Source organism: Stenotrophomonas sp. 86156_Sma, assembly GCF_056481625.1.
This window is the reverse complement of record NZ_CM151157.1, coordinates 2,290,276-2,315,962: the sequence shown is the minus strand read 5'-3', so window position 1 is coordinate 2,315,962 and position 25,687 is coordinate 2,290,276. Positions and strand designations below refer to the sequence as shown.

Here is a 25,687-nt window from a genome sequence, read left to right as displayed (position 1 = left end):
CTACAGAGATCTTCGACCCTACCACCTGCCGGTGAGCGGGGCCTGAAAGCAGCCTGACCGCACTCACGCGGCCAGCACCGCCATCGACAGCAGCTGTGCGCCACTGTCGCCGGAACTGCAGGTCCAGACCCGCAGCAGGCGCAGTTTCAGCTCGCGCTCCTGGCCCTGCCCGCGCACCGACAAGCGCACGTCACTGGACAACAATGCCAGGCGTCCGCACAGCAGCGTTTCCACCGCGTACGATTGCAGGCTGCTCACCCGCAGGTTCCCGGCCAGCCAGTCGCCCAGCCAGGGCAGATCGAGCATGCGCCCGCCCTGCCCATCCATCATGAACAAGGCCGGCGATACCAGCGCGGTCAGCGCATCGTGGTCGTCATCCAGCAATGCCTGCCGCAGGCGCTGTTCCAGCGCTGCCAGCTGCCGCTCATGCAGGTCTTCAACGATGTCCCGTTCCATCCACGGATCCTTCCGGCATCGGCCGGCGCCTGCGCAGACGTTGCGCGATCCACTGCCGCGCGCCCTGCACTACTACATAGAAGACCGGTACGAAGAACACCGCCAGCACGGTCGCACTGACCATGCCGCCGAACACACCGGTTCCAATCGCCTGCTGGGTTTCCTTCGATGCGCCCTGCGCCAGCATCAGCGGCACCACGCCCAGCGCGAACGCCAGCGAGGTCATCACGATCGGCCGCAGGCGCAGCCGTGCCGCCTCCAAGGCCGCTTCGACCAGGCCACGGCCCTGCTGCTGCAGCTGGCGTGCGAACTCGACGATGAGGATCGCGTTCTTCGCCGACAGCCCGATCACCGTGATCATGCCGACCTTGAAGAACACGTCGTTGGGCATGCCGCGCAACAACACGGCGGCGACCGCGCCGAGCAGGCCCAGCGGCACCACCAGCATCACCGCCAGCGGAATCGACCAGCTCTCGTACAGCGCCGCCAGCACCAGGAACACCACCAGCATCGACAGCAGCAAAAGCCACGGCGCCTGCGCACCGGATTCGCGCTCCTGCAGCGACTGGCTGGTCCATTGCAGGGCGAAGCCGGACGGCAACTTCTCCGCCAACCGCTCCATCTCCGCCATCGCCTGGCCGGTCGACACGCCGGAGGCCGGGGCGCCGGACAGATTCAGCGCCGGGAAGCCGAGATAGCGCTGCAGCTGCAGCGGCGCCTCGGTCCAGTGCGGGGTCACCAGTTCGGACAGCGCCACCATGCCGCCCTCGCTGTTGCGCACGTACAGCTTCAGCACGTCCTCCAGTTCCATCCGGTGCGGCGCGTCGGCCTGCAGGATCACCTGCTGCAACCGGCCCTTGTTGGGGAAGTCATTGACGTACTGCGAGCCCATTGCCGCCGACAGCGTGCTGCTGATGTGTTCGAAGCCCACGCCCATCGCCTCGGCCTTGGCCCGGTCGATGTCCAGCCGCACGCTGGTGCCTGCCGGCAGGCCATCGGCATGCACCTCGGACAGCAGCGGGCTGGCCTCGGCCAGCTTCAGCAGCTGCTGCAGAGCCGCGCGCAGTTCGGCCTGGCTCTGCCCGGTACGCGCCTGCAGGGCGAGCGAGAACCCAGACGAACGGCCCAGGCTGTCGATCGCCGGCGGCATCACGCTCATCACCTCGCCCTCGGCAATCGTGGCCATCGCCTTCTGCGCGGCCTCCACCTCGCCGGCCGCGGTGGCGCCTGCGCGCTCGCCCCAGTCCTTGAGCATGGTGTAGGTCAGCGCCGCGCTCGGACCGGAGCCAGAGAAGCTGTAGCCAAGGATCGACTGGTTGGAGCCGATGCCCGGGCGTGACGCCACATGCCGTTCGTAGGCTTCGACCACGGCCAGCGTGCGCTCGGCCGTGGCTTCGGCCGGCAACTGGATCGAAGTCATGAAATAGCCCTGGTCTTCTTCCGGCAGGAATGCGCCCGGCAACCAGTGCAGGCCCAGCAGCAGCGCCACCACCAGTGCGGCGAACACGCCCATCACCCGCCCACTGCGCTGCAGCACCGAGGCCACGCCACGCTGGTAGCGCCCGGTCATCGCCTCGAAGCCACGATTGAAGGCGCCGAACAGCCCGCCCCGACCATGATGACCATGGGTGTTCGGGCGCAGCAGGGTCGCGCACAGTGCCGGCGTCAGGCTCAATGCCAGCAGCGCCGAGAACAGGATCGACACCGCCATCGCCACGGTGAACTGGCGGTAGATCGCGCCCACCGAGCCGCTGGCCAACGCCATCGGAATGAACACGGCGGTCAGCACCAGGGTGATGCCGATCACCGCACCGGTCAGCTCGCGCATCGCCTTGATGGTGGCCTCGCGCGGCGGCAGTCCTTCCTCGGCCATGATCCGTTCCACGCCCTCGACCACCACGATGGCGTCGTCGACGATGATGCCGATCGCCAGCACCATGCCGAACATGGTCAGCACGTTGATCGAGAAGCCCAGTGCCAGCATCACCGCGAAGGTGCCGAGCAGCGCGATCGGTGCGACCAGCGCCGGAATCAGCGTGTAGCGCCAGTTCTGCAGGAACAGGTACATCACCGCGAACACCAGCAGCATGGCCTCCAGCAGCGTCTGCACCACCTTCTGGATCGAGATCTTCACGAACGGTGCGGTGTCGAACGGAATGCTCGACTCCACGCCGCGCGGCAGCAGCGGCGCCAGTTCGGCCATGCGCTCACGTACCGCCGACGCGGTGCGCACTGCGTTCGCGCCAGGACGCAACTGCACGCCGGCGGCGGTGGCCGGGTGGCCATCCTCGCGGGTGCCCCACGCATAGCTCTGCGCGCCCAGTTCGACGCGGGCGACATCGCCCAGCACCACCCGTGAACCGTCTGCCCCGGCGCGCAGCACGATGGCTGCGAACTGCTCCGGCGTGGACAGCTGGCCATCGGCGCTGAGCGGCACGGTGATGCGCTGGCCTGGAACACCCGGCGAATCACCGATGCGTCCGGGCGAGATCTCCAGGTTCTGCTGCTCGATGGCGGTGGCCACATCACCCATGGTCAGGCCGTAGCCGGTCAACCGGGTCGGGTCCAGCCACACCCGCATCGCCTGCTCGGCACCGAACAGCTGCACGCGGCCGACGCCATCGATGCGGCGCAGCTCTTCGATGATGTTGCGCGCCATGAAATCGCCCAGCGCGGCTTCGCTGACGCTGGCATCCGGCGAACGCAGGCCGACCAGCATCAGGAAGCCGGAATCGGCGGCCTCCACGAACAGGCCGTTCTGGCGCACGCTGCGCGGCAGGCGCGGCTCGATCGCCTTGATCCGGTTCTGCACGTCCACCTGCGCCAGCTCCGGGTTGGTACCGGGCTTGAAGGTCGCAGTAATCGAGGCTTCGCCGGAGGTGTCCACCGACGATTCGAAGTACAGCAGGTGCTTGACGCTGGACAGCTCGCGCTCGATCAGCCCGACCACCGCATCATTCAGCGTCTGCGGGCTGGCACCCGGGTAGCTGGCATAGATGCTGACGCTGGGCGGTGCGACCGCCGGATAGCGCTCCACGGCCAAGCGCGGAATCGCCAGTACGCCGGCCAGGATGATGAAGATCGCCAGCACCCAGGCGAACACCGGGCGATCGATGAAAAAACGTGCCATGTTGGATTTTCCTGGATGGGCTGGCCCGGGAAAGGCTCAGCCCTTGCTGCCGGCCTGCACCGCGCCGGCGCTGGCGACCGGCACCTGCCAGTCGCGCGCATCGACCACCACGCCTTCCTGCAGGCGTTCCTGGCCCTCGACCACCACCTTTTCGCCCGCCTTCAGACCGGTGCGCACCAGCCACTGGCGATCAACGCTGCCGTCGACCTCCAGCGTGCGGATCACCGCCTTGCCATCGCCACCGATCACCCAGGCATAGGCCTGACCACCGGCGCTGCGCAGCACGGCCTGCTGCGGCACGGTCAGTGCACTGGCCGGCGCACCCCGCGGCACTTTCGCGCGCACATACATGCCGGGTAGCAGCTGGCGCTGCGGGTTGTCGACCAGGATGCGGAGGATCACATCACCGGTACGCGCATCGACGTTGATGCCGGAGAACAGCATCTGGCCACGCTCGGACAGCGGCTTGCCGGCGGCACCGATGATCGTCACCGGCAGCTCGCCACCACCGGCAGCACTGCGCTGCAGCGATTCCAGCTGGGCCGCCGGCTGGCGCACATCGACGTAGACCTGGTCGATCTGCTGTACCACCGCCATCGGCTCGGCATCGGCCACGCCGACCAGTGCGCCTTCGGTCACCAGCGCCTGATCGATGCGGCCGGCAATCGGCGCGCTGACCGTGGCATAGCGCAGGTCGAGCTGGCGACGGGCCAGGATCGCGCGCGCTTCATTCACCGCGGCACGGGCCTGTTCGTACTCGGCACTGGCATCGTCGCGATGCTGCTGGCTGACGGCCTGTACCGCGGCCAGTGCATGCAGGCGCTGCGACTGCACGCGACTGCGGCCAAGGGCGGCCTCACTGCGCTGCAGCGCGGCCAGTGCCGAATCGACATCGGCACGGAAGGCCGCCGGATCGATCTGGAACAGGGCCTGGCCGGCATCTACTTCCGCGCCCTGGTCAAACAGCCGGCGCTGCACGATGCCACCCACCTGCGCTCGGATCTGCGCGGTGCGCACGGCGGCCACGCGGCCAGGCAGTTCGTCATCACGCTGCACCACCTGCGGGCCAACGGTAACCACGCTCACGCGGGGTGCGGCTTCGGGCGTGGCTTCGGGGGTGGAGCAGGCCGTCATGGCCAGGGCGAGGGCCGCGATCAACGCGACCGGAGTCCTGAAGGTTCTCATTGCTGTGCACAATGCCGCGCAGGCGGCTGAAAGGTTCTGAAGAACCCAGTGTGCGTGGCGATGATGGGGTTTCGATGGAGGAACTGTGGAGATACGATGGAGGCAAGCACCTTAAGGCCCCGCCCCTGCATGCATGCCTCCCCTGCCCTCGCCGCCCTCGTCCTGATCGTCGAGGATGAGGCCGAGATCGCCGATATTCTCACCGCCTATCTGGAACGCGAAGGACTGCGTACGCTGCGCGCCGCCGACGGCCACAGCGCACTGGACCTGCATCGCAGCGCCCGCCCCGACCTGGTCCTGCTCGACGTGCAGCTGCCGCGGCTGGATGGCTGGAGCGTGCTGACCCAGCTGCGCCAGCGCGGCGAGACGCCGGTGATCATGCTGACCGCACTGGACCAGGACCTGGACAAGCTGACCGCACTGCGCATGGGCGCTGATGACTACGTGGTCAAACCATTCAATCCGGCCGAAGTGGCGGCGCGCGTGCGCGCCGTGCTGCGGCGTACGTTGCGCGCCTCGCGCGTGGATGCCCCGACCGCGCTGCGGGCGGGCCCGCTGCTGATCGACTCGGCCACCCACGCCGTACACGTGGAAGGCGAAGGCTACAGCCACGAAGTGCTGCTCACGCTCACCGAGTTCAAGCTGCTGCACTGCATGGCGCTGGCGCCGACCCGCATCTTCAGCCGCAGCGAACTGATGCACGAATGCCTGCCGGAAAGCGAGGCGCTGGAGCGCACGGTCGACAGCCATGTCAGCAAGCTGCGCCGCAAGCTGGATGAAGTGGGCATGGTCAATGTGCCGGCCAGCGTGCGTGGCGTCGGCTACCGGTTGATGGCCGACCGCTGATGGCCCGCCTGCGCCGCTCAGGGCTCAGCCGCCACATCATCGTCTCGATGTCGCTGATGGTGATCGGCGTCATCGTGATGATGATCCTGTCATCGTGGCTGCTGTATGCGGTGCTGGTCGAATTCTTCCCCGGCACTACCGAGGAACCGGAAAGCTGGCTGCCGACCGGCCCTGAACTGGCATGGATGGTCGGCGTGATCCTGACCGGCCTGGCGCTGGCCATCGCCGCCTCGTTCCGTCTTGCCCATCGCATCCTGTCGCCGTTGAATTCGCTGGTGGACAGCGTGCGCGCGCTCGCGGGCGGCGACCTCGGTGCCCGTGCCAGCGTCGAGGAAAACTCGCCGGGCGAAGTGGCCACCTTGGTCGAGGACTTCAATGCCATGGCGCGGCGGCTGCAGCACGTGGAGAGCGAGCGTGCGATGTGGCATGCAGCCATCGCCCATGAACTGCGGACTCCGGTGACGATCCTGCGCGGCCGCCTGCAGGGCCTGGCCGAGGGCGTCTTCCAGCCGGACGAATCACAGTTCCGCAGCCTGCTCGCCCAGGTCGAGGGCCTGTCACGACTGATCGAGGATCTGCGCGTGCTGAGCCTGTCCGACAATGCGCGGCTGGACGTGCGCCGCGCACGTACCGACGTGGTGGCCGAAGTGCATTCGGTGATGACCCTGGTCGATCCCCAGTTCCGCGCCGCCGGCTTCGTGCTGGAGCTGGAAACCAGCCGCGAAGAACACAACGCGCACTGCGACCCGACCCGCCTGCGCCAGGCGCTGCTGGCGCTGCTGGAGAACGCGCGCCGCTATGCCAGCCCGGGCAAGGTGCGGATTGCCGTGCATGACACACCGGGCCATGTGCAGGTAGCGATCGAGGATGAGGGCCCGGGCATCGACCCTGAGCTGCACGCCGACATCTTCTCTCCGTTCATGCGTGCCGACGGTTCGCGTTCGCGCCAGGGTGGCGGTAGCGGGCTCGGTCTGGCGGTGGTCAAGGCCATCGCCGACGCGCACGGCGGCCGCGTCTACTGCACGGCGGGCAACGCTGGTGGCAGCCGTTTCGTTATCGAGCTGCCGCGCCAATAGCCGGCGTGGCTGCCTGTTCCCGCAGGCGGGCACCGAGCGCAGCGAGGTTGGCGTCGATCGCATCCATTTCCTCGCGCTGGCGGATCGGCAGCTGCTGGCGCAGCTGCACGCGCAATGCCTGCCACGCCGGGACCGCCTGCGCACTGGCAGTGGCCACGGCCTCGGACAGCAGCGCCTGCTCGTCGCCCAGCGGCAATCCATAGCCGCCGTCCTGCAGCAGCGTCCCCGGTCGCAGCCACTGCCCGCTCTGCTCCAGCAACCCCCGCAGGCTGCGCGTTTCAGTGCTGTCCGGTGCGGCCAACAGCTGCCGCTTGAGCACATCGCGTGCGCGCAGCTCGGCACGCCGCTGCGCGGCCTGCTCCAGCAGCAACAGGCCGGCGCTGGCACGCAGGTCACCCTGCAGCAGCCACGGTGCCCGTTGCTGTGCAGGCAGCTTCAACCAGCCGCGCACATCACGTGCGGGCAAGGCCAGCTGGGCCGCGGCCACTGCGAACAACTGCTGGTAGTGGTCGCGCGCCGAGGCGAAGTAGTAGCCTTGCGCCTGCGCTGCATTGCGGTCCGTCAGTACCCTCTCGTCGAGAACGCCCAGCCGCATCAGTCTGCGCTTCAGGCCACGCGGGCTCAGCTGGGCCAGCCCGGCCTCGCCCAGCCGCGGCACACCGGCCTGCAGCAGCTTGGCGGTTTCCACCGCGCAGTTGTTGCTGACGAAGTAATAGCGCCCGTCATAGCTCCAGTGCACCTGCGCGGTGCGCTCGAGCAGGCTGGCGATTTCGCTGCGGTCCAGCTGCAGCGGCAGCGACTGCAGCCCGCGCAGCTCGACCTTGGTGTACTCGTCCACCACCTGCTGCAGGGGCAGCACGAACAGCCGCGACGGATAGCCACCGGTCAGCCCGCGCCAGTTGGAAATCTGCACGTCACCCACGAAGGCGCGGAACGACAGCACGCGGTGGTACTCCAGGTCCAGGCGGCAGTCCGGCCCAGGTGCGCGGCCCGGTTTGCAGATCACCAGCCGCAGCATGCTGTGGCCCCAGCGGCTCATCGGCTGCGCACTGCCTTCGGCGAACAGGTAGTCAACCGCGTAGACGTGCGCCGGGTCGAGCTGCAGCAGCGATGCAGCGCCCTCCTCCGATTCGGCCTGCAGCAAGGGCAGCGTCGTAGTGCACTGCGGCTGTGGCAGCGACGGCGGTGTTCCGAAATGCGCCCGGTACCACTGCGCCAACGCGGGGCGCCGACAGGCGAACTCGCCGTCGAGCACGAAATGTTCGGCGTTCACGGCCAGGTACTCGGCCGGGTTCGTCAGCTCATAGACATCCGGGCTGCGGTCATGGAAATCGTTGCCGCCACGGCCGAGGTGCCAGGGCTTGCGCTGCCAGCCCGCGAGATCACGCCAACGCGTGCTCTGCGACCAGTTCGCACCGCCACGGTCTGCAACGTGGGTCAGCTCGTGCACCAGCGCGCTGCGGCGCGCACGGCGGCTGCCGGGCATGCCGTCATCCAGCAGGTTGCGGCGCAACGTGATGCGGCCGCCGAAAGCGCGGCCGTGCACCTCGTCGGGAAGGTCATCACGCCAGCGCACCTGCACCTGAGCCGGCAAAGCGCGCAGCAGGCCCTCCGGCAGCAGTGACTGCACGTCGGCCAAGGTCTGGCTGGCGAGCTGCTGCTGTGCAGGGCTCAGCCCTGCCGGGTCGAGCTGCAGGCGATCAGCTGCGTGCGCGACGTGGGCGATCAGCAGTAGAGCCACGCCATGCGTGGCTGCGTTCCATGCAGATGTCATGGCGTTGCCGGCCAGCGGCCGGCACTACCCGAAGGCGGGATCAACGCGCCAGCAGCGCGCGGGCCAGTACCAGGTCGCTCTGCTGCTGTGCGGCGGTGCTCTGCTCGCGAAGGTGGACCAGCGCCGCCTGCAGGCGGGCGCCACGGATCTGGCCGTCGCTGGCGACGAACGCAGCGGCATCGTCGCGCGCAGCCAGCACCACCTTGTCATCGCCCGAGCTGCTGCCCGACGAACCGGAGGACGCACCGGTGGCCGAGCCGGCCGAAGTGCCAGCGAAGCTGGAAGCGAAGCCGGCCAGCGGCAGGGACAGCAGGGCAAGCAGCAGAAGCGGACGGGTCATCGGTTCGAAGCCGGTTGTGAGAATGCGTGGAGCGTAACGGGTACGTGAAGGATTTGCCCGGCTCAGGCGTCGAACAGCTTGCCGGGATTCAGCCGCGCTTGGGGATCGAACGCGCGTTTGACCGCCTTCATCAGCGCGATCTCGGCCGCGCCTCGGGTGCTGCCCAGGTAGCCCTTCTTGACCAGTCCGATGCCGTGCTCGGCCGAGATGCTGCCATCGAAGCGGGCCAGCACCTGCGCCAGCAGCTTGGTCACGTGCTCGCACTGCGCCACGAAATCGGCGTCGCTGGTGCCGTCCGGCTTGAGCACGTTGATGTGCAGGTTGCCATCGCCGATATGGCCGAACCAGACCACGTCGAAGTGCGGGTAGGCCTGCCCGATCAGCGCCTGGGTCTCGGCCAGGAACGCCGGCATTGCCGAGATCCGCACCGAGACGTCATTCTTGTAGGGCGTGTAGCGCGCCAGCGATTCGGTGATGCCTTCGCGCAGGCGCCACAGCTGGGCGGCCTGGGCATCGCTGCCACTGATCACGCCGTCGCTGACCCAGCCGTTGCCCATGCAGTCCTCGAAGGCCGCCATCGCCGCGGCTTCCTGTGCCTCGTCGTTGGCCGCGAACTCGGTGACCACGTAGTACGGATGCACCTCGTCGAACGGCGCCTGCGCACCATGCGCCAGCACGTGCTCCAGTGCCCGGTCGGTGAAGAATTCGAAGGCCTGCAGCTGCAGGCGCGCGCGGAACGCGGCGAACACCTGCATCAGCACCTCGAAGCTGGGCACGGCCAGCAGCATCACATTGCTGGCCGGCGGCGGATCGGTCAGCTTCACCGTCGCCTCGACGATCACGCCCAGCGTGCCTTCCGAGCCGATCAGCAGCTGGCGGAAGTCATAGCCGCTGGAGTTCTTGATCAGGCCCTTGTTGAGTTCCAGCAGCTGGCCATCGGCCGTGACCACCTTCAGCCCGGCGATCCACTCGCGGGTGTTGCCGTAGCGGATCACGCGGATGCCGCCGGCATTGGTCGCGATGTTGCCGCCGATGGTGCAGGACCCGCGCGCGGCGAAATCCACCGGGTAGATCAGGCCGTGGTCCAGCGCGGCGTTGTGCACGGCTTCCAGGGGCATGCCGGCCTGCACCACCAGGGTGCGATCGACCGCGTCGTAGGCCAGTGCCTTGTTCATCCGTTCCAGGCTGAGCACCAGCTCGCCGTTGGCGGCCACCGCGCCACCCGAGAGGCCGGTGCGGCCGCCGGACGGCACCACGGCCACGCCCTCGCCGGCGCTCCAGCGCATCACCGCCTGTACTTCCTCGACCGTGGCCGGCAGTGCGATCGCCAGCGGCGCCGGCGTCCAGCGCCGGGTCCAGTCGCGCCCGTAATGCTCCAGGTCGGCCGGGTCGGTCTTCAGCTTCAGGCCGGGACAGGCCTGCTGCAGCGAGGCAATGCGGGAATCGGTCATGACGGTCCAGCGCGGTGCGTGAAGAACGGGCAAGCGTGCCAGCGGCACGCGCCAGCGTCCAGCCCCGCAGGCGCGCAGATAGCTACGGATGCAACCAATTGCGCACTGCACCATGGGCGGCACGATCTGGCATAGTGGTCAGCCCCTGTCCCACTGGCCGTGTTGCCCCATGTCGCCGAAGAAGACCTCGTTCCCGAAGCAGGATATCCGCGTGCTGTTGCTGGAGGGGGTCAGCCAGACCGCCGTGGAGGTGTTCAGCGCCGCCGGCTACAGCCAGATCGAGGCGCACACCAAGGCGCTGCCCGAGGACGAACTGAAGGCGCGCATCGCCGAAGCGCACATCGTCGGCATCCGTTCGCGCACCCAGCTCAGCGCCGAGGTGCTGGCCGAGGCCAAGCGCCTGATCGCGGTGGGCTGCTTCTGCATCGGCACCAACCAGGTCGACCTGGACGCGGCCGAGCTGGCCGGCATCCCGGTGTTCAACGCGCCGTACTCCAATACCCGCAGCGTGGCCGAACTGGTGATCGCCGAGGCGATCATGCTGACCCGCGGCATTCCGCAGAAGAACGCCGAATGCCATCGCGGCGGCTGGTCGAAGTCGGCCAGCGGCAGCCATGAGGTGCGCGGCAAGACGCTGGGCATCATCGGTTACGGCCACATCGGCACCCAGGTCGGCGTGCTGGCCGAATCGCTGGGCATGCAGGTGATCTTCCACGACGTGGAAACCAAGCTGGCACTGGGCAATGCCCGTGCAGCGGCCAGCCTGGACGACCTGCTGGCGCGCGCCGACATCGTCACCCTGCACGTGCCGGAGACCCCGTCCACGCAGTGGATGATCGGCAGCACCGAGCTGGCGAAGATGCGCAAGGGCGCGCACCTGATCAACGCCGCGCGCGGCACCGTGGTCGACATCGCCGCGCTGGATGCCGCGCTGGCCAGCGAGCACCTGGGTGGCGCCGCGCTGGACGTGTTCCCGGTCGAGCCGAAGGGCAACGGCGATATCTTCGAATCGCCACTGACCCGCCACGACAACGTGATCCTGACCCCGCACGTGGGCGGCAGCACGCTGGAAGCGCAGGACAACATCGGCGTGGAAGTGGCGGCCAAGCTGGTGCGCTACAGCGACAACGGCAGCACCCTGTCGGCGGTCAATTTCCCGGAAGTGACCCTGCCCGAGCATGCCGACAGCCTGCGCCTGCTGCACATCCACCAGAACGTGCCGGGCGTGCTGTCCAAGGTCAACGAGATCTTCTCGCGGCACAACGTCAACATCGACGGCCAGTTTCTGCGCACCGACCCGAAGGTGGGCTACGTGGTGATCGACATCACCGCCAGCGAGGAACAGGCTGCCGCGGTGCGCGACGAGCTGGCCGCGATCCCGGGCACGCTGCGCACGCGCATCCTGTACTGAAAAAAGGGGACGGAGGGGATTAAGTCGTTTATGGCACACGTGCCGCAAACGACTTAATCCCCTCCGTCCCCTTTTACCTCAACGTGCCAGCCAGCGGCGCGCCATGCGCTGCATGGATTCGTCAGATTCCGGGTCGGCCGCGACCTCGGCCACCGGCCGCCAGGCCAGTTCCAGCGACTCCTCGCTGAGCACGAAGGCCTCGCCACCCAGCGCGCGGATCACGAAACGTACGTCGTAGTGCCAGTGCCCCGGCACGTCCTTGCGCTCCGGAATCCAATGCTTGTCCAGATCGAAGATGGCCGGGTCTTCCAACACCAGGCCGCTCAGGCCCGACTCCTCCTCGGCTTCCTTCAGCGCCACCTGGGCCAGGTCGCGGTCGCCGTCGGCGTGGCCGCCCAGCTGCAGCCAGCGCTGCAGCTTGCGGTGATGGGTCAGCAGCAGGCGCTGGCCGTCGGCACTGACCAGCCAGCAGCTGGCGGTGAAGTGGCCGGCCAGCCGCTCGCGCCGGAACGGATCTTCCGGATCGTCCAACAATGTGCCGAATTCGGCAGCCAGTGCGTCGTGGGCGGGCTCGCGGCGGGCATAGTCCCGCAGCAGGCCACGCAGGCGATCGTCAAGCACGGCAAGGGTTTCGGCGGTCTGGCTCATGAATGGGCGGCGTTTGGAAAAATACTGCTCATTATCGCCGTTCATTGTTGCGATTGCGCTTGTGCGTTGGCTTCAGCTTTGGCTAAGGTACAGCGGGCCGTTCGCGCGGCCTTCACCATTCCAGGGTCGCCGGCAACGTATCGGCGGCCCACCCAATCCGATCACTAGGAAGTACTGCATGCTGAAAGCTCTGTTGAGGGTCAAGCCGGTTGAACCGGCCGGGCACGTCGATGCTGGCGAACCCATCGAAGGCAGCCTGGACGGCGAAGCCACGTTGAAACGGACCCTCACGGCTAAACACCTCATCCTGCTTGGCGTGGGGGCGGTGATCGGCGCTGGTATCTTCGTGCTGACCGGCCAGGCCGCGGCCAACCATGCCGGCCCGGCGGTGATGCTTTCGTTCGTGCTGGCCGGTTTCGCCTGTGCCCTGGCGGGCCTGTGCTACGCCGAGTTCGCGGCGATGATGCCGGTCTCCGGCAGTGCCTACTCCTACTCCTACGCCACCCTGGGCGAGGGCATGGCCTGGTTCATCGGCTGGTGCCTGGTACTGGAATACCTGTTCGCCTCGGCCTCGGTCGCAGTCGGCTGGTCGGCGTACCTGATCAGCTTCATCACCACCACGCTGCACATGCCGTTCCCGGATGCCCTCAGCGCGGCCCCGATTGCCTGGACCGGCAGCGAGTTCATCGCTTCGGGCAAGCTGTTCAACCTGCCGGCAGTACTGATCGTGGCGGCGGTGTCCGGCCTGCTGTACGTGGGCGTGACCCAGTCGGCCTTCGTCAACGCGATCATCGTGGCGATCAAGGTCACCGTCATCTGCCTGTTCATCGGTATCGGCGCGGCCCACATCGACCCCGCCAACTGGCAGCCGTTCATCCCGGAAAACACCGGCGTGCCGGGTGAGTTCGGCTGGAGCGGCGTGTTCCGCGCGGCCACCATCGTGTTCTTCGCCTACATCGGCTTCGATGCGGTCTCCACCGCCGCCGGCGAAACCAAGGACCCGCAGCGCAACATGCCGATCGGCCTGCTCGGCTCGCTGGCCGTGTGCACCATTGTCTACATCATCGTCTGTGCCGTGCTGACCGGCATGATGCCGTACCACCTGCTGGGCACCGACAAGCCGGTGGCGACCGCGCTGGAACCGTACCCGACCCTGTCGTGGCTGAAGACCCTGGTCGAGATCGGCGCCATCGCCGGCCTGTCCTCGGTGGTGCTGGTGATGATGATGGGCCAGACCCGCATCGCCTACACCATCTCCCGCGACGGCCTGCTGCCGAAATTCTTCGGCAAGGTCCACGCCCGCTTCCGCACCCCGTACGTCGCCACCATCGTGGTCGGCGTGATCGCCGCCGCGCTGGCCGGCCTGGTGCCGCTGAACGTGCTGGGTGAACTGGTCTCGATGGGCACCCTGCTGGCCTTCGCCACGGTCTGCATCGGCGTGCTGGTGCTGCGCTATACCAAGCCGGAGATCCACCGCCCATTCCGCGTGCCGGCGGTGTGGATCATCTGCCCGCTCGGCGCGGCGACCTGCCTGTTCCTGTTCTGGCAGGCGTTCGTGGTGCACTGGCACCTGTTCGTCGGCTGGACGCTGCTTGGCCTGCTGATCTACCTGGGCTACGGCATCCGCAACAGCAAGCTGGCCAAGTCGCCCTGATCCGCCTACGGGCCGGCCTCGCGCCGGCCCGTCCGTTTTTCCCGCGCGCCGGTCATGGCGCGCTTCGACAAGACCACCACACATGTTCAAGCAACTGTGGGCCACCAAGCACCCGCATGCCGCCCATGAAGACGCCAACGGCCTGAGCCTGCGCCGCCACCTCGGCCCCTGGGGGCTGACCGCCCTCGGCATCGGCGCGGTGATCGGCGGCGGCATCTTCGTCATCACCGGCCAGGCCGCCGCCAACCACGCCGGCCCGGCGATCATGCTGTCGTTCATACTGGCGGCGGTCTGCTGCGCCTTCTGCGCGCTGGCCTACGCCGAGTTCGCCTCGATGGTGCCGGTCTCCGGCAGCGCCTACACCTATACCTATGCCACCTTCGGCGAGCTCTCGGCCTGGTTCATCGGCTGGATGCTGGTGCTGGAATACGGCGTCTCCGCATCAGCCGTGGCAGTCAGCTGGACCGGCTATTTCCTCAGCCTGCTCAGCCAGTTCGACATCCATCTACCAGCGGCGCTGGTCAGCGCGCCACTCGACGCGCAGCTGCGCCCCACCGGCGCGATCGCCAACCTGCCGGCCGCCGCCCTCGTGCTGCTGCTGACCTGGCTGTGCTACGTCGGCATCAGCAAGTCCTCGGCGATGAACATGGCGATGGTCGTGCTCAAGACCGGCCTGATCCTGCTGGTCATCGTGGTCGGCTGGAAGTACGTGGATACCAGTAACTGGACCCCGTTCATTCCCGCCAACGAAGGCCCCGGCAAGTACGGCATGGAAGGCGTGCTGCGTGGCGCGGCGATGGTGTTCTTCGCCTACATCGGCTTCGAGGCGGTGTCGGTGGCCGCGCAGGAGTCGAAGAACCCGCAGCGCGACATGCCGTTCGGCATGATGCTGTCGCTGGTGATCTGCACCGTGCTGTACATCGCGATGGCCGCTGTGATGACCGGCCTGGTGCCGTTCCAGCTGCTGGGCACCGATGAGCCGGTGGTGACTGCCGTGGCCGCGCATCCGCAGTTGGGCTGGCTGCGCTGGGTGGTCGAGGTGGGCGCGCTGGTCGGCCTGTCTTCGGTGGTGCTGGTGATGATCATCGGCCAGCCGCGCATCTTCATGATCATGGGGCGCGACGGACTGCTGCCGCCGGTGTTCACCAAGATCCACCCGAAGTACCGTACCCCGCACATCAACACCGTGATCACCGGCATCGGCATCGCGCTGCTGGCGGCGCTGTTCCCGCTGGACATCCTCGGCGAGCTGACCTCGATGGGCACGCTGATCGCGTTTGCGGCGGTGTGCGCGGGCGTGTTGATCCTGCGCCGCACCCAGCCCGACCTGCCGCGCCCGTTCCGCATGCCGATGGCATGGCTGATCTGCAGCCTGGGCGTGCTGAGCTGCCTGGCGCTGCTGTCGGCGATGACGATGCACAACTGGATGCTGATGGGCGTGTGGACGTTCGTCGGCTTCGTGATCTATTTCTGCTACGGCTTCAAGCACAGCCGCCTGCGCGCGAAGTAAAACAAGCGTGGCAGGGCCCTGGTGGCCCTGCCACGCTGCCCGCTGGCGCAGGGGGGGGGGGGGCACCTCGCCTAGCGGCGATTGAACCAGATGAGTTCCTGTTGCCAGCCGGCACCGGCCATGCAGGCCCTGAACTCGCTGCTGCGGTCGGACGCATTCACGTCCACGATGTAACTCTCCTCTTTCGGCATCGGCACGAGGTTGTACTTGCCGTCGATCGTGCAGACTTCATCGAGCCTGCAGGGCACCTTGCGGTCCTCGTAGACAGTGCGCGTGGCCACCTCGTTCCGCACCGGCCAGTGATCGCCGGCCCGCGCCGTGCAACTGGAGTGGGCGGGACCGAATGGCCGCGCACTGGCATCCATCTTCACCCATTCCATCGCACAGCCGCTGCTGGCCAGCATGGCACCGATCACCCCCATCATCCCCATCGCGCGCGCGATCATCGAAGTACTCCTTTCCTTGGCGCTCGCCGGAACTCCTGCGGCAACCCGATGGTGTTTCGCCGCACATGAGCTGTCCACGACAGGAATCGGTTCCAGCGCGAGCGCGGACGCCCCCATTCAGCCTGCGCTGTGCCTGCCACGATCCAAACGCTGTCCAGCGGCTGCCGATACACCGCATCGCGCTTCCAGCGCAGCAGTCCGGCACCACGCCGCAAGCCCGGCCATGGGCCGGATCACGTAAAATGGCGACCATGAACGCCCCCACCTTCCCATACGACACCGCGCGCCTGAGCGAACTGGCCCAGCTGCTGATCGACAACGTCCGCGAGCTGGCCCACGCCGGCTGGACGCCGGCCACCAGCAGCAACTTCTCCCACCGCCTGGACGACCGCCACGCCGCGATCACCGTCTCCGGCAAGGACAAGGGCCGCCTGATCGAGGACGACATCATGGTGGTGGACTTCGACGGCCTGGCCGTCGGCCGCCCGCTGCGCCCGTCCGCCGAGACCCTGCTGCACACCCAGCTGTATCGCCGCTTCCCGGAAATCGGCTGCGTGCTGCACACCCACTCGCCGGTGCAGACCGTCGCCTCGCGCCTGTACGCGCCGCAGGGCCACATCCGCCTGGAAGGCTACGAGCTGCTGAAGGCCTTCGCCGGCAACAGCACCCACGAGATGGCCATCGACGTGCCGGTGTTCGCCAACACCCAGGACATGAACGTGCTTTCGAAGCAGGTCGATGACCTGCTCGACCGTCAGTACCTGTGGGGCTACCTGATCGACGGCCACGGCCTGTATGCCTGGGGCCGCGACATGGCCGAGGCACGCCGCCACCTGGAAGCGTTCGAGTTCCTGTTCCACTGCGAGCTGGAACTGCGCAAGCTGCGCGGCTGAACCCGCACGCAGGTGCAGATGCCGATCCGGAATCTGCGCCCTGCCCCCACCCTGCTACCCTGTCTTCCCCCCGAGACGTTCAAGCTGCCGCCATGAGCCGACTGCGCATCTACGACGACACCCGCCCCGAATCGCCGCTGCTGGATACCCAGGACGGCGCGGTCATCGCTGCCGAACTGCAGAAGATCGGCGTCACCTTCGAACGCTGGCAGGCTGCTGCGCCGGTCGCTCCAGGCGCCAGCCAGGATGAGGTGTTCGCCGCCTACCGTGCCGACATCGACCGCCTGGTTGCCGAGCGCGGCTTCAAGAGCGTGGACGTGGCCTCGATCGCCCCGGACAACCCGAACCGCGCCGAGCTGCGCAGGAAGTTCCTCGACGAACACTTCCACAAGGAAGACGAGGTGCGCTTCTTCGTGGCAGGCTCCGGCCTGTTCACCCTGCACGTGGGTGACAAGGTCTATGAGATCGAGTGCGTGAAGGACGACCTGATCGCCGTGCCCGATGGCACCACCCACTGGTTCGACATGGGCGACGAGCCCAGCTTCGTGGCGATCCGCTTCTTCACCGAGCCGGATGGCTGGGTCGGTCACTTCACCGGCACCGACATCGCGCAGAAATTCCCCCGTTACGTACCCACCCAGGCGTCCTGATCCATGCAGCCCCGCGTCATCCTGACCGACATCGAAGGCACTACCAGCAGCATCTCGTTCGTCAAGAACGTGCTGTTCCCCTATGCCCGCAAGGCGCTGCCCGCGTTCGTCGCCGAGCACGGCCAGCAGCCGGAAGTCCGCCGCTGGCTGGATGCGGTGGCCACCGAGATCGGCGGCGCCTGCCAGGACAGCCTGGTGGCCGAGACGCTGCAGGGCTGGATCGACCAGGACCGCAAGCACACTGCACTGAAGGCGCTGCAGGGCCTGATCTGGGACGAAGGCTACCGCCGCGGCGACTACACCGCGCACTTCTACCCGGAAGTGGCGCCGGTGCTGAAGGGCTGGCACGCCTCCGGCCTGCCGCTGTACGTGTACTCCTCCGGCTCGGTGCCGGCGCAGAAGCTGTTCTTCGGCTTCAGCGACGCCGGTGACCTCAGCCCGCTGGTGTCGGGCTGGTTCGACACCGAGATCGGCGGCAAGCGCGAGGCCGACAGCTACCGCCGCATCGTGCAGGCCATTGGCGTGCCGGCCGGCGAGATCCTGTTCCTGTCGGATGTGGTGGAAGAACTGGATGCCGCCCGCGAAGCCGGCCTGCAGACCCGCCTGATTGATCGCCTGGATGACTACCCGCTGCCGCGCACCGGCCAGGCCGCCAACGGCCACGAGCGGGTCGAGAATTTCCAGCAGATCCAGCTGTAAGCAAGAAAAAGGGGACGGAGGGGATTAAGTCGTTTGTGGCACACATGGGCCACAAACGACTTAATCCCCTCCGTCCCCTTTTTTGCTCAACGGTCGTTGAGGGTTTTTACCTTCAGCGCTTCGCGAAGCGTCGTCAGATCCACCGGGCCACGCACTGCGATGTCGCGGGTTTCGCCCGGCAGCAGATCCAGCAGGTTGTCTTCGACCTGCACATCCAGCGCGCCGAAATCGATCCACGTCGCGCGCACATACGCCGCGCTTTCCAGCCGCAGGCGATAGTGGTCGCCCTCGATGCTCAAGGCAGCCTTCAGCTTCTGTCGGGGCAATACCTGGTCCTTCGCCTCGACGAAACCAACCACCTGGCGGGCACTCACCGCCCCGTTCTGCAGCAGTTCGAACACGGCCACGGTGCGCTTCGGGTCGGCACCGGCCAGCAATTCGGCGTCGCGGAAATCACCGATCGAGGTGACACCGGCGGCAGCCAGCGACACCGCTTCCTCGCGGCGGCGAAGCACCTTGCCGTCTACATCCATCACCCGCAACCGCCAGCGTGCATCCAGCGCGGCACCGTCGTTGATCAGGCGCACCCGCGTACTGCCCTCGTCGCGCAACGCGGCCACTGTCACTGGCGCGAAAAAACGCCGCGCGGCGAAGTGCAGCGCCTTCCAGCGACCGAAGTAGTCCACGCTGGACCATGAAGCACCCGGCCAGACGTCGTTGAGCTGCCAATACAACGAGCCCATCGTGTACGGCCGCGAGGCGCGATGATGCAGCGCCGCCAGCGCGATGCCATCGGCCTGCATCACCTGGCTGAGGTAGACGAAGTCCTCGAAGTCCTTCGGTGTGCCGTAGCCCAGTTCGATGTAGTGCAGCAGGCGGCTGTTGCCCTCGCCCGCCATGAACTTCTGGTGCGCGCGGATCACCGGGCTGTCGATGCGCTGCTCGGCGCGGGTGGCGATCTGGTCCACCGTCGCCACCGACGGCCACGCCTGCAGCCCGTACTCGGACATGAAGCGCGGGGTCTCGCGCAGGTAGGCCTGCACCGGCAACGCCGGATTGCCCCAGACCTGCCAGTAGTGCTTGTCGCCACGCGTTGAATCGTTGGCCTTCTCGTCAAGGTCGTTGCTGGGCGAGCTGGACCAGTACGGCACGCCCAGCCCTTCCACGCCCACCACCTGGCGCAGGTCGTTGCCGAACAGGTCGACGTAGCCCTGCCAGACCTTCGCCGCAAATGCCGGGTCGGCCGCCTTCAGGTCGCGGCCGTGGCCCCAGTCCTTCCAGGCGGTTTCTTCCTCGTTGTTGCCACACCACAGCACGATGCTGGGGTGATGGCGCAGCCGGCGCACGTTGTCGCGTGCTTCGGCCACCACGCTGGCCCGGAAGGCCGGATCGTAGCCTGGCTGCATGCCGCCGCCGAACATGAAGTCCTGCCAGACCAGCAGGCCCAGCTCATCAGCGATGTCAAAGAACGCATCGTCCTCGTAGTAGCCGCCGCCCCAGTTGCGCAGCATGTTCATGTTGGCGTCGCGCGCGGCGGTCAGCACCTGGCGCAGGCGTGCGGCATCGACGCGTGCGGGGAAGGCGTCGAACGGAATGACGTTGGCGCCCTTGGCAAAGATCTCCACGCCATTGATGACGAAGGCGAAGCCCTGCCCTCCCTTGCCGTCTTCCTCGCGGCGCAGTTCGACCGTGCGCAGGCCGATGCGCTGCTCGCGCGCCAGCGTTGCATCGCCGCCACCATCCAGGCGAGCCTGCACGGTATAGCGATCCTGAGCACCATGGCCCACCGGCCACCAGCGCCGCGGCGTGGCCAGCTCAACCGGCAGCTCAACCGTATTCTGGCCTGGCTTCAGCAACACCGTGCGTTGCACCTGCGCCACGTTGCGGCCTTCCGGATCACGCACATCCACATTCACCAAGGCCGAACCCGCTGCAGCATCCTGCTCCACCTGCAGCAACACCGCCAGCTTCGCCTGCTCCGCGCTCAATGCATCGGTACGCACGGCAAGATCGGTCAGGCGGTGCGCGTCCCAGGCCTGCAGGTCGACCCCGCGCCAGACCCCGGCGGTGACATAACGCGGGCCCCAGTCCCAGCCGAAGTGGTAGGCCGGCTTGCGCGCGAAGTTGCCGACCATCGCCTCCTTCGGCTCATCGCCATAGGGCGACGGGTAATTGCCAGCGATCTTGTGCGGCATTGCCTGCACGCCCGGCAGCAGCGTGCGGATCGGTGAGCGGAACACGATCTGCAGTTCGTTGCCGTTCGCGCGCAGGCGCCCGTCCACACGTGCATGCCACGTGCGGTGCGCGTTGTCCGCGCGCAGCAGCGGCTTGCCGTTGAGGCTGACCTCGGCGTAGGTATCCAGCCCGTCGAAACGCAGCTCGGCATTCGGCTTGGCCAGCGTCGCCGCATCCACGTCAAAGCGGGCGCGGTACTCCCAGGCAGCCAGGCCGATCCATTGCAGCTCGGCCTCGGGTGCACCGACGTACGGATCGCGGATCAGCCCATGCGCCAGCAGGTCGGTGTGCACGCTGCCCGGCACCTTCGCCGCACGCCATTGCTGCAGGCCTGGACGCGCGGCGCCCTGCGCGTCGCCGGGCAGCATGCGGAATTCCCACTGCGCTTGCAGCGGGGCTGCGGCCACCGGGAAGGAGATGGCTGCAGTCAGCAGCAGGAGCAGACGGACAACGAGGGAAATGCGATGCACGTGGCGCTCCTGTTTTTCCGCCGGGCGTGGCCCAGCGCTACCGATTTCGGATTGCCAGGCATGGCCTGGCACTACTGCATTCGAACGATCTTCAACGCACGACGTTCAACACTTCGTAGCACGCGCCCATGGTGTGGTAATCCACCTTGCCGGCAGGGCTTTTCTCGTCGCTGTACTTGCGGTTGTCGGCATCGAGGATGCGGAACCATGCACCGTACTGGTGGTCGACGAAGTGCTCCCACGAATACGCCCAGATGCGTTCGTACCACTGCCAGTAGCGGTCATCGCCGGTACGCTTGGCCATCAGCGCGGCGGTCGCCAGCGTTTCGGCCTGCACCCAGAAATACTTGTCGTCGTCGCAGACGAAGCTGTCGCCGCCGATCGGGGCGCCGTCCATACCGGGCTGCCGGCGCGATTCCGGTGCGAAGCCGTAGTACAGGCCACCACGGGTGTCGTCCCAACTGCGTGCGACGGCGACGTCGAACAGATGCTGCGCGGTCGGCACCAGCCAGTCGGCCTGTACATGGCGATCGAGGATCAGCAGCAGTTTGGCCCACTCGGTCTGATGCCCCGGCTGGAAGCCCCACGGGCGGAACAGGTGCTTGGGATCGTCCAGGTTGTAGTCCCAGTCGATTTCCCAGTTCACATCGTAATGTTCCCAGACCAGGCCACCGGCCTTGGCGGCCTGGCGGCGGGTCATGTTGTCGGCCAGCTGCAGCGCGCGCTCGACATAGCGCTGCTCGCCACTGGCCTCGAACGCGGCCAGCATCGCCTCGCACATGTGCATGTTGGCATTCTGGCCGCGGTAGCCGGTAAAGCTCCACTGGCCGTCAGCCTCGTCCTTGTACAGGCCATGCTGCGGCTCCCAGAAGCGCGCTTCCAGCAACTGCCAGGTCTCGTCCATCCAGTCGCGGGCCTGCTCGATGCCGGCCTTCAGTGCGCAGCTGTAGGCCAGCAGCACGAAGGCCACGCCGTAGCAGTGGTTCATGTCGTCCTCGACCTTGCCGTCGCGCAGGGTCCAGGCATAGCCGCCGGTGGCCGGCTTGCGGTGCACCTCGCGCAGATAGCGCACGCCATGCTCGACAGCCTCCCGGTATTCGGCATTGCCGAACTCGCGGTAGGCCATCGCATAGTTGAAGACGAAGCGGGTGCTGCTCACCAGGTGGCGGTGGCTGGCATCGTAGATGCTGCCGTCATCACGGAAGTAGTGGAAGAAACCTCCGTCCAGATCGATGCAGCGCGGGTGGTAGAACGCCATCGTGTCGGCGATATGCGCGCGCAGGAACGCGGGCGAACGGAAATCGGGCGAGGTGCTCATGCGGTAATGTCCTGGGCCTGCAGCAGCTGCTGCACTTCATCGAGCGAGGGCATCGCGGCGAACGCGCCCTTGCGGGTAACAGCCAGCGCACCCACGGCGGCACCGAAGCGCAGCGTGGCGGTGATCGCCTCCGGGTCCTGGCAGAACGCGGCAAAGCCTGCGCCCGCCCCACCACGCTCCAGCAGGCCGACCAGCACGCCACCGACGAAGGCATCGCCGGCGGCCGTGGTGTCGACGGTGGCCACGCGGAAGCTGGTGACCGTGCCGTGGTTGTCGCGCGTGTACCAGTGCAGCGTGGCCGCACCATCGGTAACGATCACCCAGCGCGCCTGCGCGGCCAGAAGGCGCTTGAGCACCACTGACTCGCCATCGGCACCCAGCGGTGCCGCCAGGTAATCCAGCTCCTCGCGCGACAGCTTGACCAGGTCGGCGCGCTCCAGCTCCTGCCACAGGCGCGGCGTCGGATCTTCGTTGGCTGGCCACAGAGCCGGGCGCAGGTTGAGGTCCAGGCTGACCACCGCACCGGCGGCACGGGCGCGCTCCATGCCGGCGAAGGTCGCCTCGGCGATGGCCGGCTCGGTCAGGCTGTTGGAACAGACGTGGAAGCACTGCGCGCTGTCGAGGCACTCCGCCTGGAAGTCACTGTCACGGAACAGCAGGTCAGCCGCCGGCGGGCGGTAGAAACTGAAGCTGCGCTCGCCACTGGCATCCAGCGCGACGAAGGCCAGCGCAGTCTTGGCGGCGTCGGTGCGCACGATGTAATCCGTGCCCACGCCGTGCTCGACCAGACTGTCGGCCAGGAAGTCACCGAACATGTCGCGGCCAAGCATGCCGACGAACTGGGTCTTCGCCCCCAGCCGCGCAGCCGCCACCGCGACGTTGGCCGGCGCACCGCCGGCGTACTGCAGGAACGCGCGCGGGGTATCGGCCGAGGCCGGCGGCTGCGCTAGTAGATCGATCAAAATTTCGCCGAAGCAGACAATGGCACCCATTTCCGACTCAGCCTCCCTGCGTTGCGGAAGCCGGCGGGCGCGAACCCACCAGGCCGTAGAAGATGATGTAGACGTAGCAGACCACCGGCAGCACGAAGCTGAGGTGCAGACCGATGCGGTCGGCCAGCACGCCCTGCAGCAGCGGGATGATCGCGCCGCCGACAATGGCCATGATCAACAGGCTGGACGCCTTGTTGGTCAGCGGGCCCAGACGTTCGATGGCCAGCGAGAAGATGGTCGGGAACATGATGGAATTGAACAGACCGGTCGCCACGATGCCGTACAGCGCGACCTTGCCACCCGACGCCAGCGTGACGCCCAGCAGCACCACATTGGCCACTGCGAATCCGGCCAGCAGGCCGCGCGGCGAGTACTTGGCCAGCAGCCACGCACCTGCAAAGCGACCAACCATGGCGCACCCCCAGTAGGCCGACACATAGTGCGTGGCCTGCTGTTCAGTCATGCCGCCGATCTCCGGCAGTGCCAGGTAGTTCACCATCAGGCTGCCGATGGACACCTCAGCACCGACGTAGAAGAAAATAGCCAGCACGCCGAAAAGTACGTGCGGATGCTTGAGTGCATCCAGCAGCGTGTGGTGGCCGCTGTCGGCCTGCTCGGTGGTCTCGGTCAGGCTGGGCAGGCGGAACAGGTAGACGAACACTGCCAGCAGCACCAGTGCGATGGCCAGGCCCACGTACGGGCCCTGCACCGACTGCGCTTCGGCGGTACGGTAGGCAATCTGTTCGGCCACGGGCAGCGCGTTGATCTCGTCGCCGCTCTTCACTGCGGTGCTCAGAATCAGGAAACCACCAAACAGCGGCGCCAGCGTGGTACCCAACGAGTTGAGTGCCTGCGCCAGGGTCAGACGGCTCGATGCGGTCTGTTCCGGGCCCAGCAGCGCAACGTAGGGATTGGCTGCCACCTGCAGCACGGTAATGCCGGTGGCAAGTACGAACAGCGAACCAAGGAACGCTTCATAGGTGCGCAATGCGGCCGACGGCCAGAAGCCCAGCGCGCCCACGCCGGCGATCAGCAGGCCGGCGATGATGCCCTTCTTGTAGCCCAGGTGGGCCACCAGCCGACCGGCCGGCACCGACATCAGGAAGTACGCGCCGAAGAAGGTGAACTGCACCAGCATCGCGCGGGTGTAATTCAGTTCGAACACCGCCTTCAGGTGCGGAATCAGCACGTCGTTGAGGCTGGTCAGGAAGCCCCACATGAAGAATATGGTGGTGGCAACCGCCAGAGCAGCACGGACATTCATGACCGGCGCCTGGCTGCTGGAGGTACCCGATGGACGGGGCGTTGCGGAGATCGGCATGCGGTACGCGCCTCGATGCGCGGAAGGTCGTTGTTGCGTGGAAGGGGTGTATGGAAGGAATCAGTTCGGTCGTGCGGCGCTGCTTTCGCGGATGCGCAACTGCACCGGCGCGACCGTGCGCCGTGGCGGCGCATCCGGCTCGTCCAGTCGTTGCAGCAACAGCGCGGCAGCTTGCCGACCACGCTCGCGCGGATCGGCAGTGAGCGTGGTCAACGGCGGCACCGCGACCGACGCCTCGGAAATATCATCGAAACCGGTAACGGCAAAGTCGCCACCCGGGCGGATGCCACGCGAGTTCAAGCCCAGCATCAGGCCCAGCGCGACGGTGTCGTTGTAGCAGACCGCTGCACTCGGGCGATGTCCGTCGGCAAACAGCTCATCGGTGCGCGCCGCAGCTTCCAGGCGGTTCGGCGCCGACTCGATCATCCAGCCCGGCGGCAGCGACAGACCGGCCTCGGCCAGCGCCTGCTGGAAACCGGCACGGCGCTGGTGGCACGAGCTCGATGCAGCGTGGCCGCCGAAGAAGGCGATCTGGCGATGGCCGCGCTCGATCAGGTGGCGCGTGGCCAGATAGGCGCCGTGCTGGTTGTCCAGGGTCAGGAAATCCCAGTCGGCCCCGTCCAGCTCGCGGTTGAACAGCAGCACGTTGGCATTGGCACCTAGTGCCTGCCGCAGCAGCGCGGTATCGCTGCCCTCGGCCGGCGACAGGATCAGGCCGGCCGGCGTGTGCTCCATCAACGTGGACAGCACTGCCTGCTGACGCTCCGGCGATTCGCCGGTGCTGCCGAGCAGGGTCACGTAACCGCGTCCGCCCAGCGCCTCGTCCACGCCGGACGCGAATTCGGCGAAGAAAGGGTTGGACAGATCGTTGATCACCAGCGCGATGCTCGACGAGGTCCGCCGGCGCAGGTTGGCCGCCGCGCGGTTGTAGACATAGCGCTGGCGGCGCAGTTCGGCCTCGACCTTGGCGCGGGTATCGACGTTGACCAGCGGGCTGCCGCGCAGCACCAGCGACACGGTTGCCCGTGACACGCCGATGGCACGCGCGATGTCGGTCACCGTCACCGCCTTGCCGGCGCGCTTGCTGGGACTGCTGCCGTTGTCGTTCATCGTCTTCCCGGACTCCGCTGGAGGCTCAAGCCTAATGGATCAGGGCCCTGTCGTGCCGTGCCGTTCGCTGGG

At 67.2% G+C, this 25,687-nt stretch carries 21 protein-coding genes; 8 read left to right on the top strand and 13 right to left on the bottom strand.

Features of this window, described 5'->3' with window-relative positions; all coding sequences use genetic code 11:
* Window positions 1-63 precede the first annotated feature (63 nt).
* Genes ACZK33_RS10885 through ACZK33_RS10875 form a run of 3 tightly spaced genes read right to left on the bottom strand, consistent with a single transcriptional unit; the run spans window position 64 to window position 4,771 of the window.
* Window positions 64-456 (bottom strand): nuclear transport factor 2 family protein, encoded by a 393-nt coding sequence (locus ACZK33_RS10885; protein ID WP_032128783.1) that lies wholly within the window; start codon window positions 454-456, stop codon window positions 64-66.
* Entirely contained in the window at window positions 437-3,586 is a 3,150-nt protein-coding gene (locus ACZK33_RS10880; protein WP_423174986.1) for a multidrug efflux RND transporter permease subunit, read from the bottom strand. Before ACZK33_RS10880 ends, ACZK33_RS10885 begins: the two co-directional genes overlap by 20 nt.
* A 36-nt stretch (window positions 3,587-3,622) precedes the next feature.
* Window positions 3,623-4,771: an efflux RND transporter periplasmic adaptor subunit gene (locus ACZK33_RS10875; protein WP_423174985.1), complete on the bottom strand. Its 1,149-nt coding sequence runs from the start codon at window positions 4,769-4,771 to the stop codon at window positions 3,623-3,625.
* Window positions 4,772-4,900: 129 nt separating this feature from the next.
* Between ACZK33_RS10875 and ACZK33_RS10870 the strand changes: the two genes are divergently transcribed.
* Window positions 4,901-5,617, top strand: a complete 717-nt coding sequence (locus ACZK33_RS10870; protein WP_185959206.1) for a response regulator — start codon at window positions 4,901-4,903, stop codon at window positions 5,615-5,617.
* Window positions 5,617-6,693, top strand: coding sequence for an ATP-binding protein (locus tag ACZK33_RS10865; protein ID WP_032128780.1), 1,077 nt, complete (start codon window positions 5,617-5,619; stop codon window positions 6,691-6,693). Before ACZK33_RS10870 ends, ACZK33_RS10865 begins: the two co-directional genes overlap by 1 nt.
* Here ACZK33_RS10865 and ACZK33_RS10860 read toward each other — a convergent pair.
* The 3 genes from ACZK33_RS10860 to ACZK33_RS10850 all read right to left on the bottom strand — a co-directional run bounded on the left by ACZK33_RS10860 (window position 6,671) and on the right by ACZK33_RS10850 (window position 10,258).
* A complete protein-coding gene (locus tag ACZK33_RS10860; RefSeq protein WP_423174984.1) occupies window positions 6,671-8,467 on the bottom strand; it encodes a DUF7844 domain-containing protein in 1,797 nt (598 codons plus the stop codon). The two genes, ACZK33_RS10865 and ACZK33_RS10860, sit on opposite strands and share 23 nt — an antisense overlap.
* Window positions 8,468-8,507: 40 nt before the next feature.
* Window positions 8,508-8,807, bottom strand: a complete 300-nt coding sequence (locus tag ACZK33_RS10855; protein WP_423175253.1) for a DUF2388 domain-containing protein — start codon at window positions 8,805-8,807, stop codon at window positions 8,508-8,510.
* 62 nt (window positions 8,808-8,869) lie between these two features.
* Window positions 8,870-10,258, bottom strand: a complete 1,389-nt coding sequence (locus ACZK33_RS10850) for an FAD-binding oxidoreductase (protein ID WP_423175252.1) — start codon at window positions 10,256-10,258, stop codon at window positions 8,870-8,872.
* 169 nt (window positions 10,259-10,427) lie between these two features.
* Between ACZK33_RS10850 and serA the strand changes: the two genes are divergently transcribed.
* Window positions 10,428-11,669 (top strand): phosphoglycerate dehydrogenase, encoded by a 1,242-nt coding sequence (gene serA / locus ACZK33_RS10845; protein WP_049444818.1) that lies wholly within the window; start codon window positions 10,428-10,430, stop codon window positions 11,667-11,669.
* Between the two features lie 78 nt (window positions 11,670-11,747).
* Here the strand turns inward: serA and ACZK33_RS10840 are convergent, their stop codons facing one another.
* Window positions 11,748-12,362, bottom strand: coding sequence for an NUDIX hydrolase (locus ACZK33_RS10840; RefSeq protein WP_324807176.1), 615 nt, complete (start codon window positions 12,360-12,362; stop codon window positions 11,748-11,750).
* 133 nt (window positions 12,363-12,495) lie between these two features.
* Here ACZK33_RS10840 and ACZK33_RS10835 point away from each other — a divergent pair, with 133 nt between their 5' ends.
* Window positions 12,496-13,971, top strand: coding sequence for an amino acid permease (locus ACZK33_RS10835; protein WP_423175251.1), 1,476 nt, complete (start codon window positions 12,496-12,498; stop codon window positions 13,969-13,971).
* Between the two features lie 82 nt (window positions 13,972-14,053).
* Window positions 14,054-15,481 carry an amino acid permease gene (locus tag ACZK33_RS10830; protein WP_423175250.1) on the top strand — a complete coding sequence of 476 codons (1,428 nt, stop codon included), beginning with the start codon at window positions 14,054-14,056 and terminating at the stop codon, window positions 15,479-15,481.
* A gap of 71 nt (window positions 15,482-15,552) precedes the next feature.
* On the opposite strand, the gene ACZK33_RS10825 is transcribed toward ACZK33_RS10830, so the two are convergent.
* Window positions 15,553-15,927 carry a hypothetical protein gene (locus ACZK33_RS10825; protein WP_423175249.1) on the bottom strand — a complete coding sequence of 125 codons (375 nt, stop codon included), beginning with the start codon at window positions 15,925-15,927 and terminating at the stop codon, window positions 15,553-15,555.
* A 251-nt stretch (window positions 15,928-16,178) separates the two neighbouring features.
* On the opposite strand from ACZK33_RS10825, the gene ACZK33_RS10820 reads away from it, so the two are divergent.
* From ACZK33_RS10820 to mtnC, 3 genes are all read left to right on the top strand, one after another.
* Entirely contained in the window at window positions 16,179-16,820 is a 642-nt protein-coding gene (locus ACZK33_RS10820) for a methylthioribulose 1-phosphate dehydratase (protein ID WP_279913438.1), read from the top strand.
* Between the two features lie 92 nt (window positions 16,821-16,912).
* Window positions 16,913-17,470: a 1,2-dihydroxy-3-keto-5-methylthiopentene dioxygenase gene (locus ACZK33_RS10815; RefSeq protein WP_279913437.1), complete on the top strand. Its 558-nt coding sequence runs from the start codon at window positions 16,913-16,915 to the stop codon at window positions 17,468-17,470.
* Window positions 17,471-17,473: 3 nt separating this feature from the next.
* Window positions 17,474-18,169: an acireductone synthase gene (mtnC, locus tag ACZK33_RS10810; protein ID WP_019336325.1), complete on the top strand. Its 696-nt coding sequence runs from the start codon at window positions 17,474-17,476 to the stop codon at window positions 18,167-18,169.
* Window positions 18,170-18,255: 86 nt separating this feature from the next.
* Here mtnC and ACZK33_RS10805 read toward each other — a convergent pair whose 3' ends face one another.
* The 5 genes from ACZK33_RS10805 to ACZK33_RS10785 all read right to left on the bottom strand — a co-directional run bounded on the left by ACZK33_RS10805 (window position 18,256) and on the right by ACZK33_RS10785 (window position 25,615).
* Window positions 18,256-20,874 carry a beta-mannosidase gene (locus ACZK33_RS10805; RefSeq protein ID WP_423175248.1) on the bottom strand — a complete coding sequence of 873 codons (2,619 nt, stop codon included), beginning with the start codon at window positions 20,872-20,874 and terminating at the stop codon, window positions 18,256-18,258.
* A 91-nt stretch (window positions 20,875-20,965) separates the two neighbouring features.
* Complete coding sequence (locus ACZK33_RS10800) at window positions 20,966-22,192, bottom strand: AGE family epimerase/isomerase (protein ID WP_423175247.1); 1,227 nt, start codon at window positions 22,190-22,192, stop codon at window positions 20,966-20,968.
* Window positions 22,189-23,184 (bottom strand): carbohydrate kinase family protein, encoded by a 996-nt coding sequence (locus ACZK33_RS10795; protein WP_478454996.1) that lies wholly within the window; start codon window positions 23,182-23,184, stop codon window positions 22,189-22,191. The genes ACZK33_RS10800 and ACZK33_RS10795 overlap by 4 nt, the downstream gene beginning before the upstream one ends.
* A gap of 7 nt (window positions 23,185-23,191) precedes the next feature.
* A complete protein-coding gene (gene fucP, locus ACZK33_RS10790) occupies window positions 23,192-24,448 on the bottom strand; it encodes an L-fucose:H+ symporter permease (protein WP_414578556.1) in 1,257 nt (418 codons plus the stop codon).
* A 117-nt stretch (window positions 24,449-24,565) separates the two neighbouring features.
* Entirely contained in the window at window positions 24,566-25,615 is a 1,050-nt protein-coding gene (locus ACZK33_RS10785) for a LacI family DNA-binding transcriptional regulator (RefSeq protein WP_049424705.1), read from the bottom strand.
* Window positions 25,616-25,687: the final 72 nt, after the last annotated feature.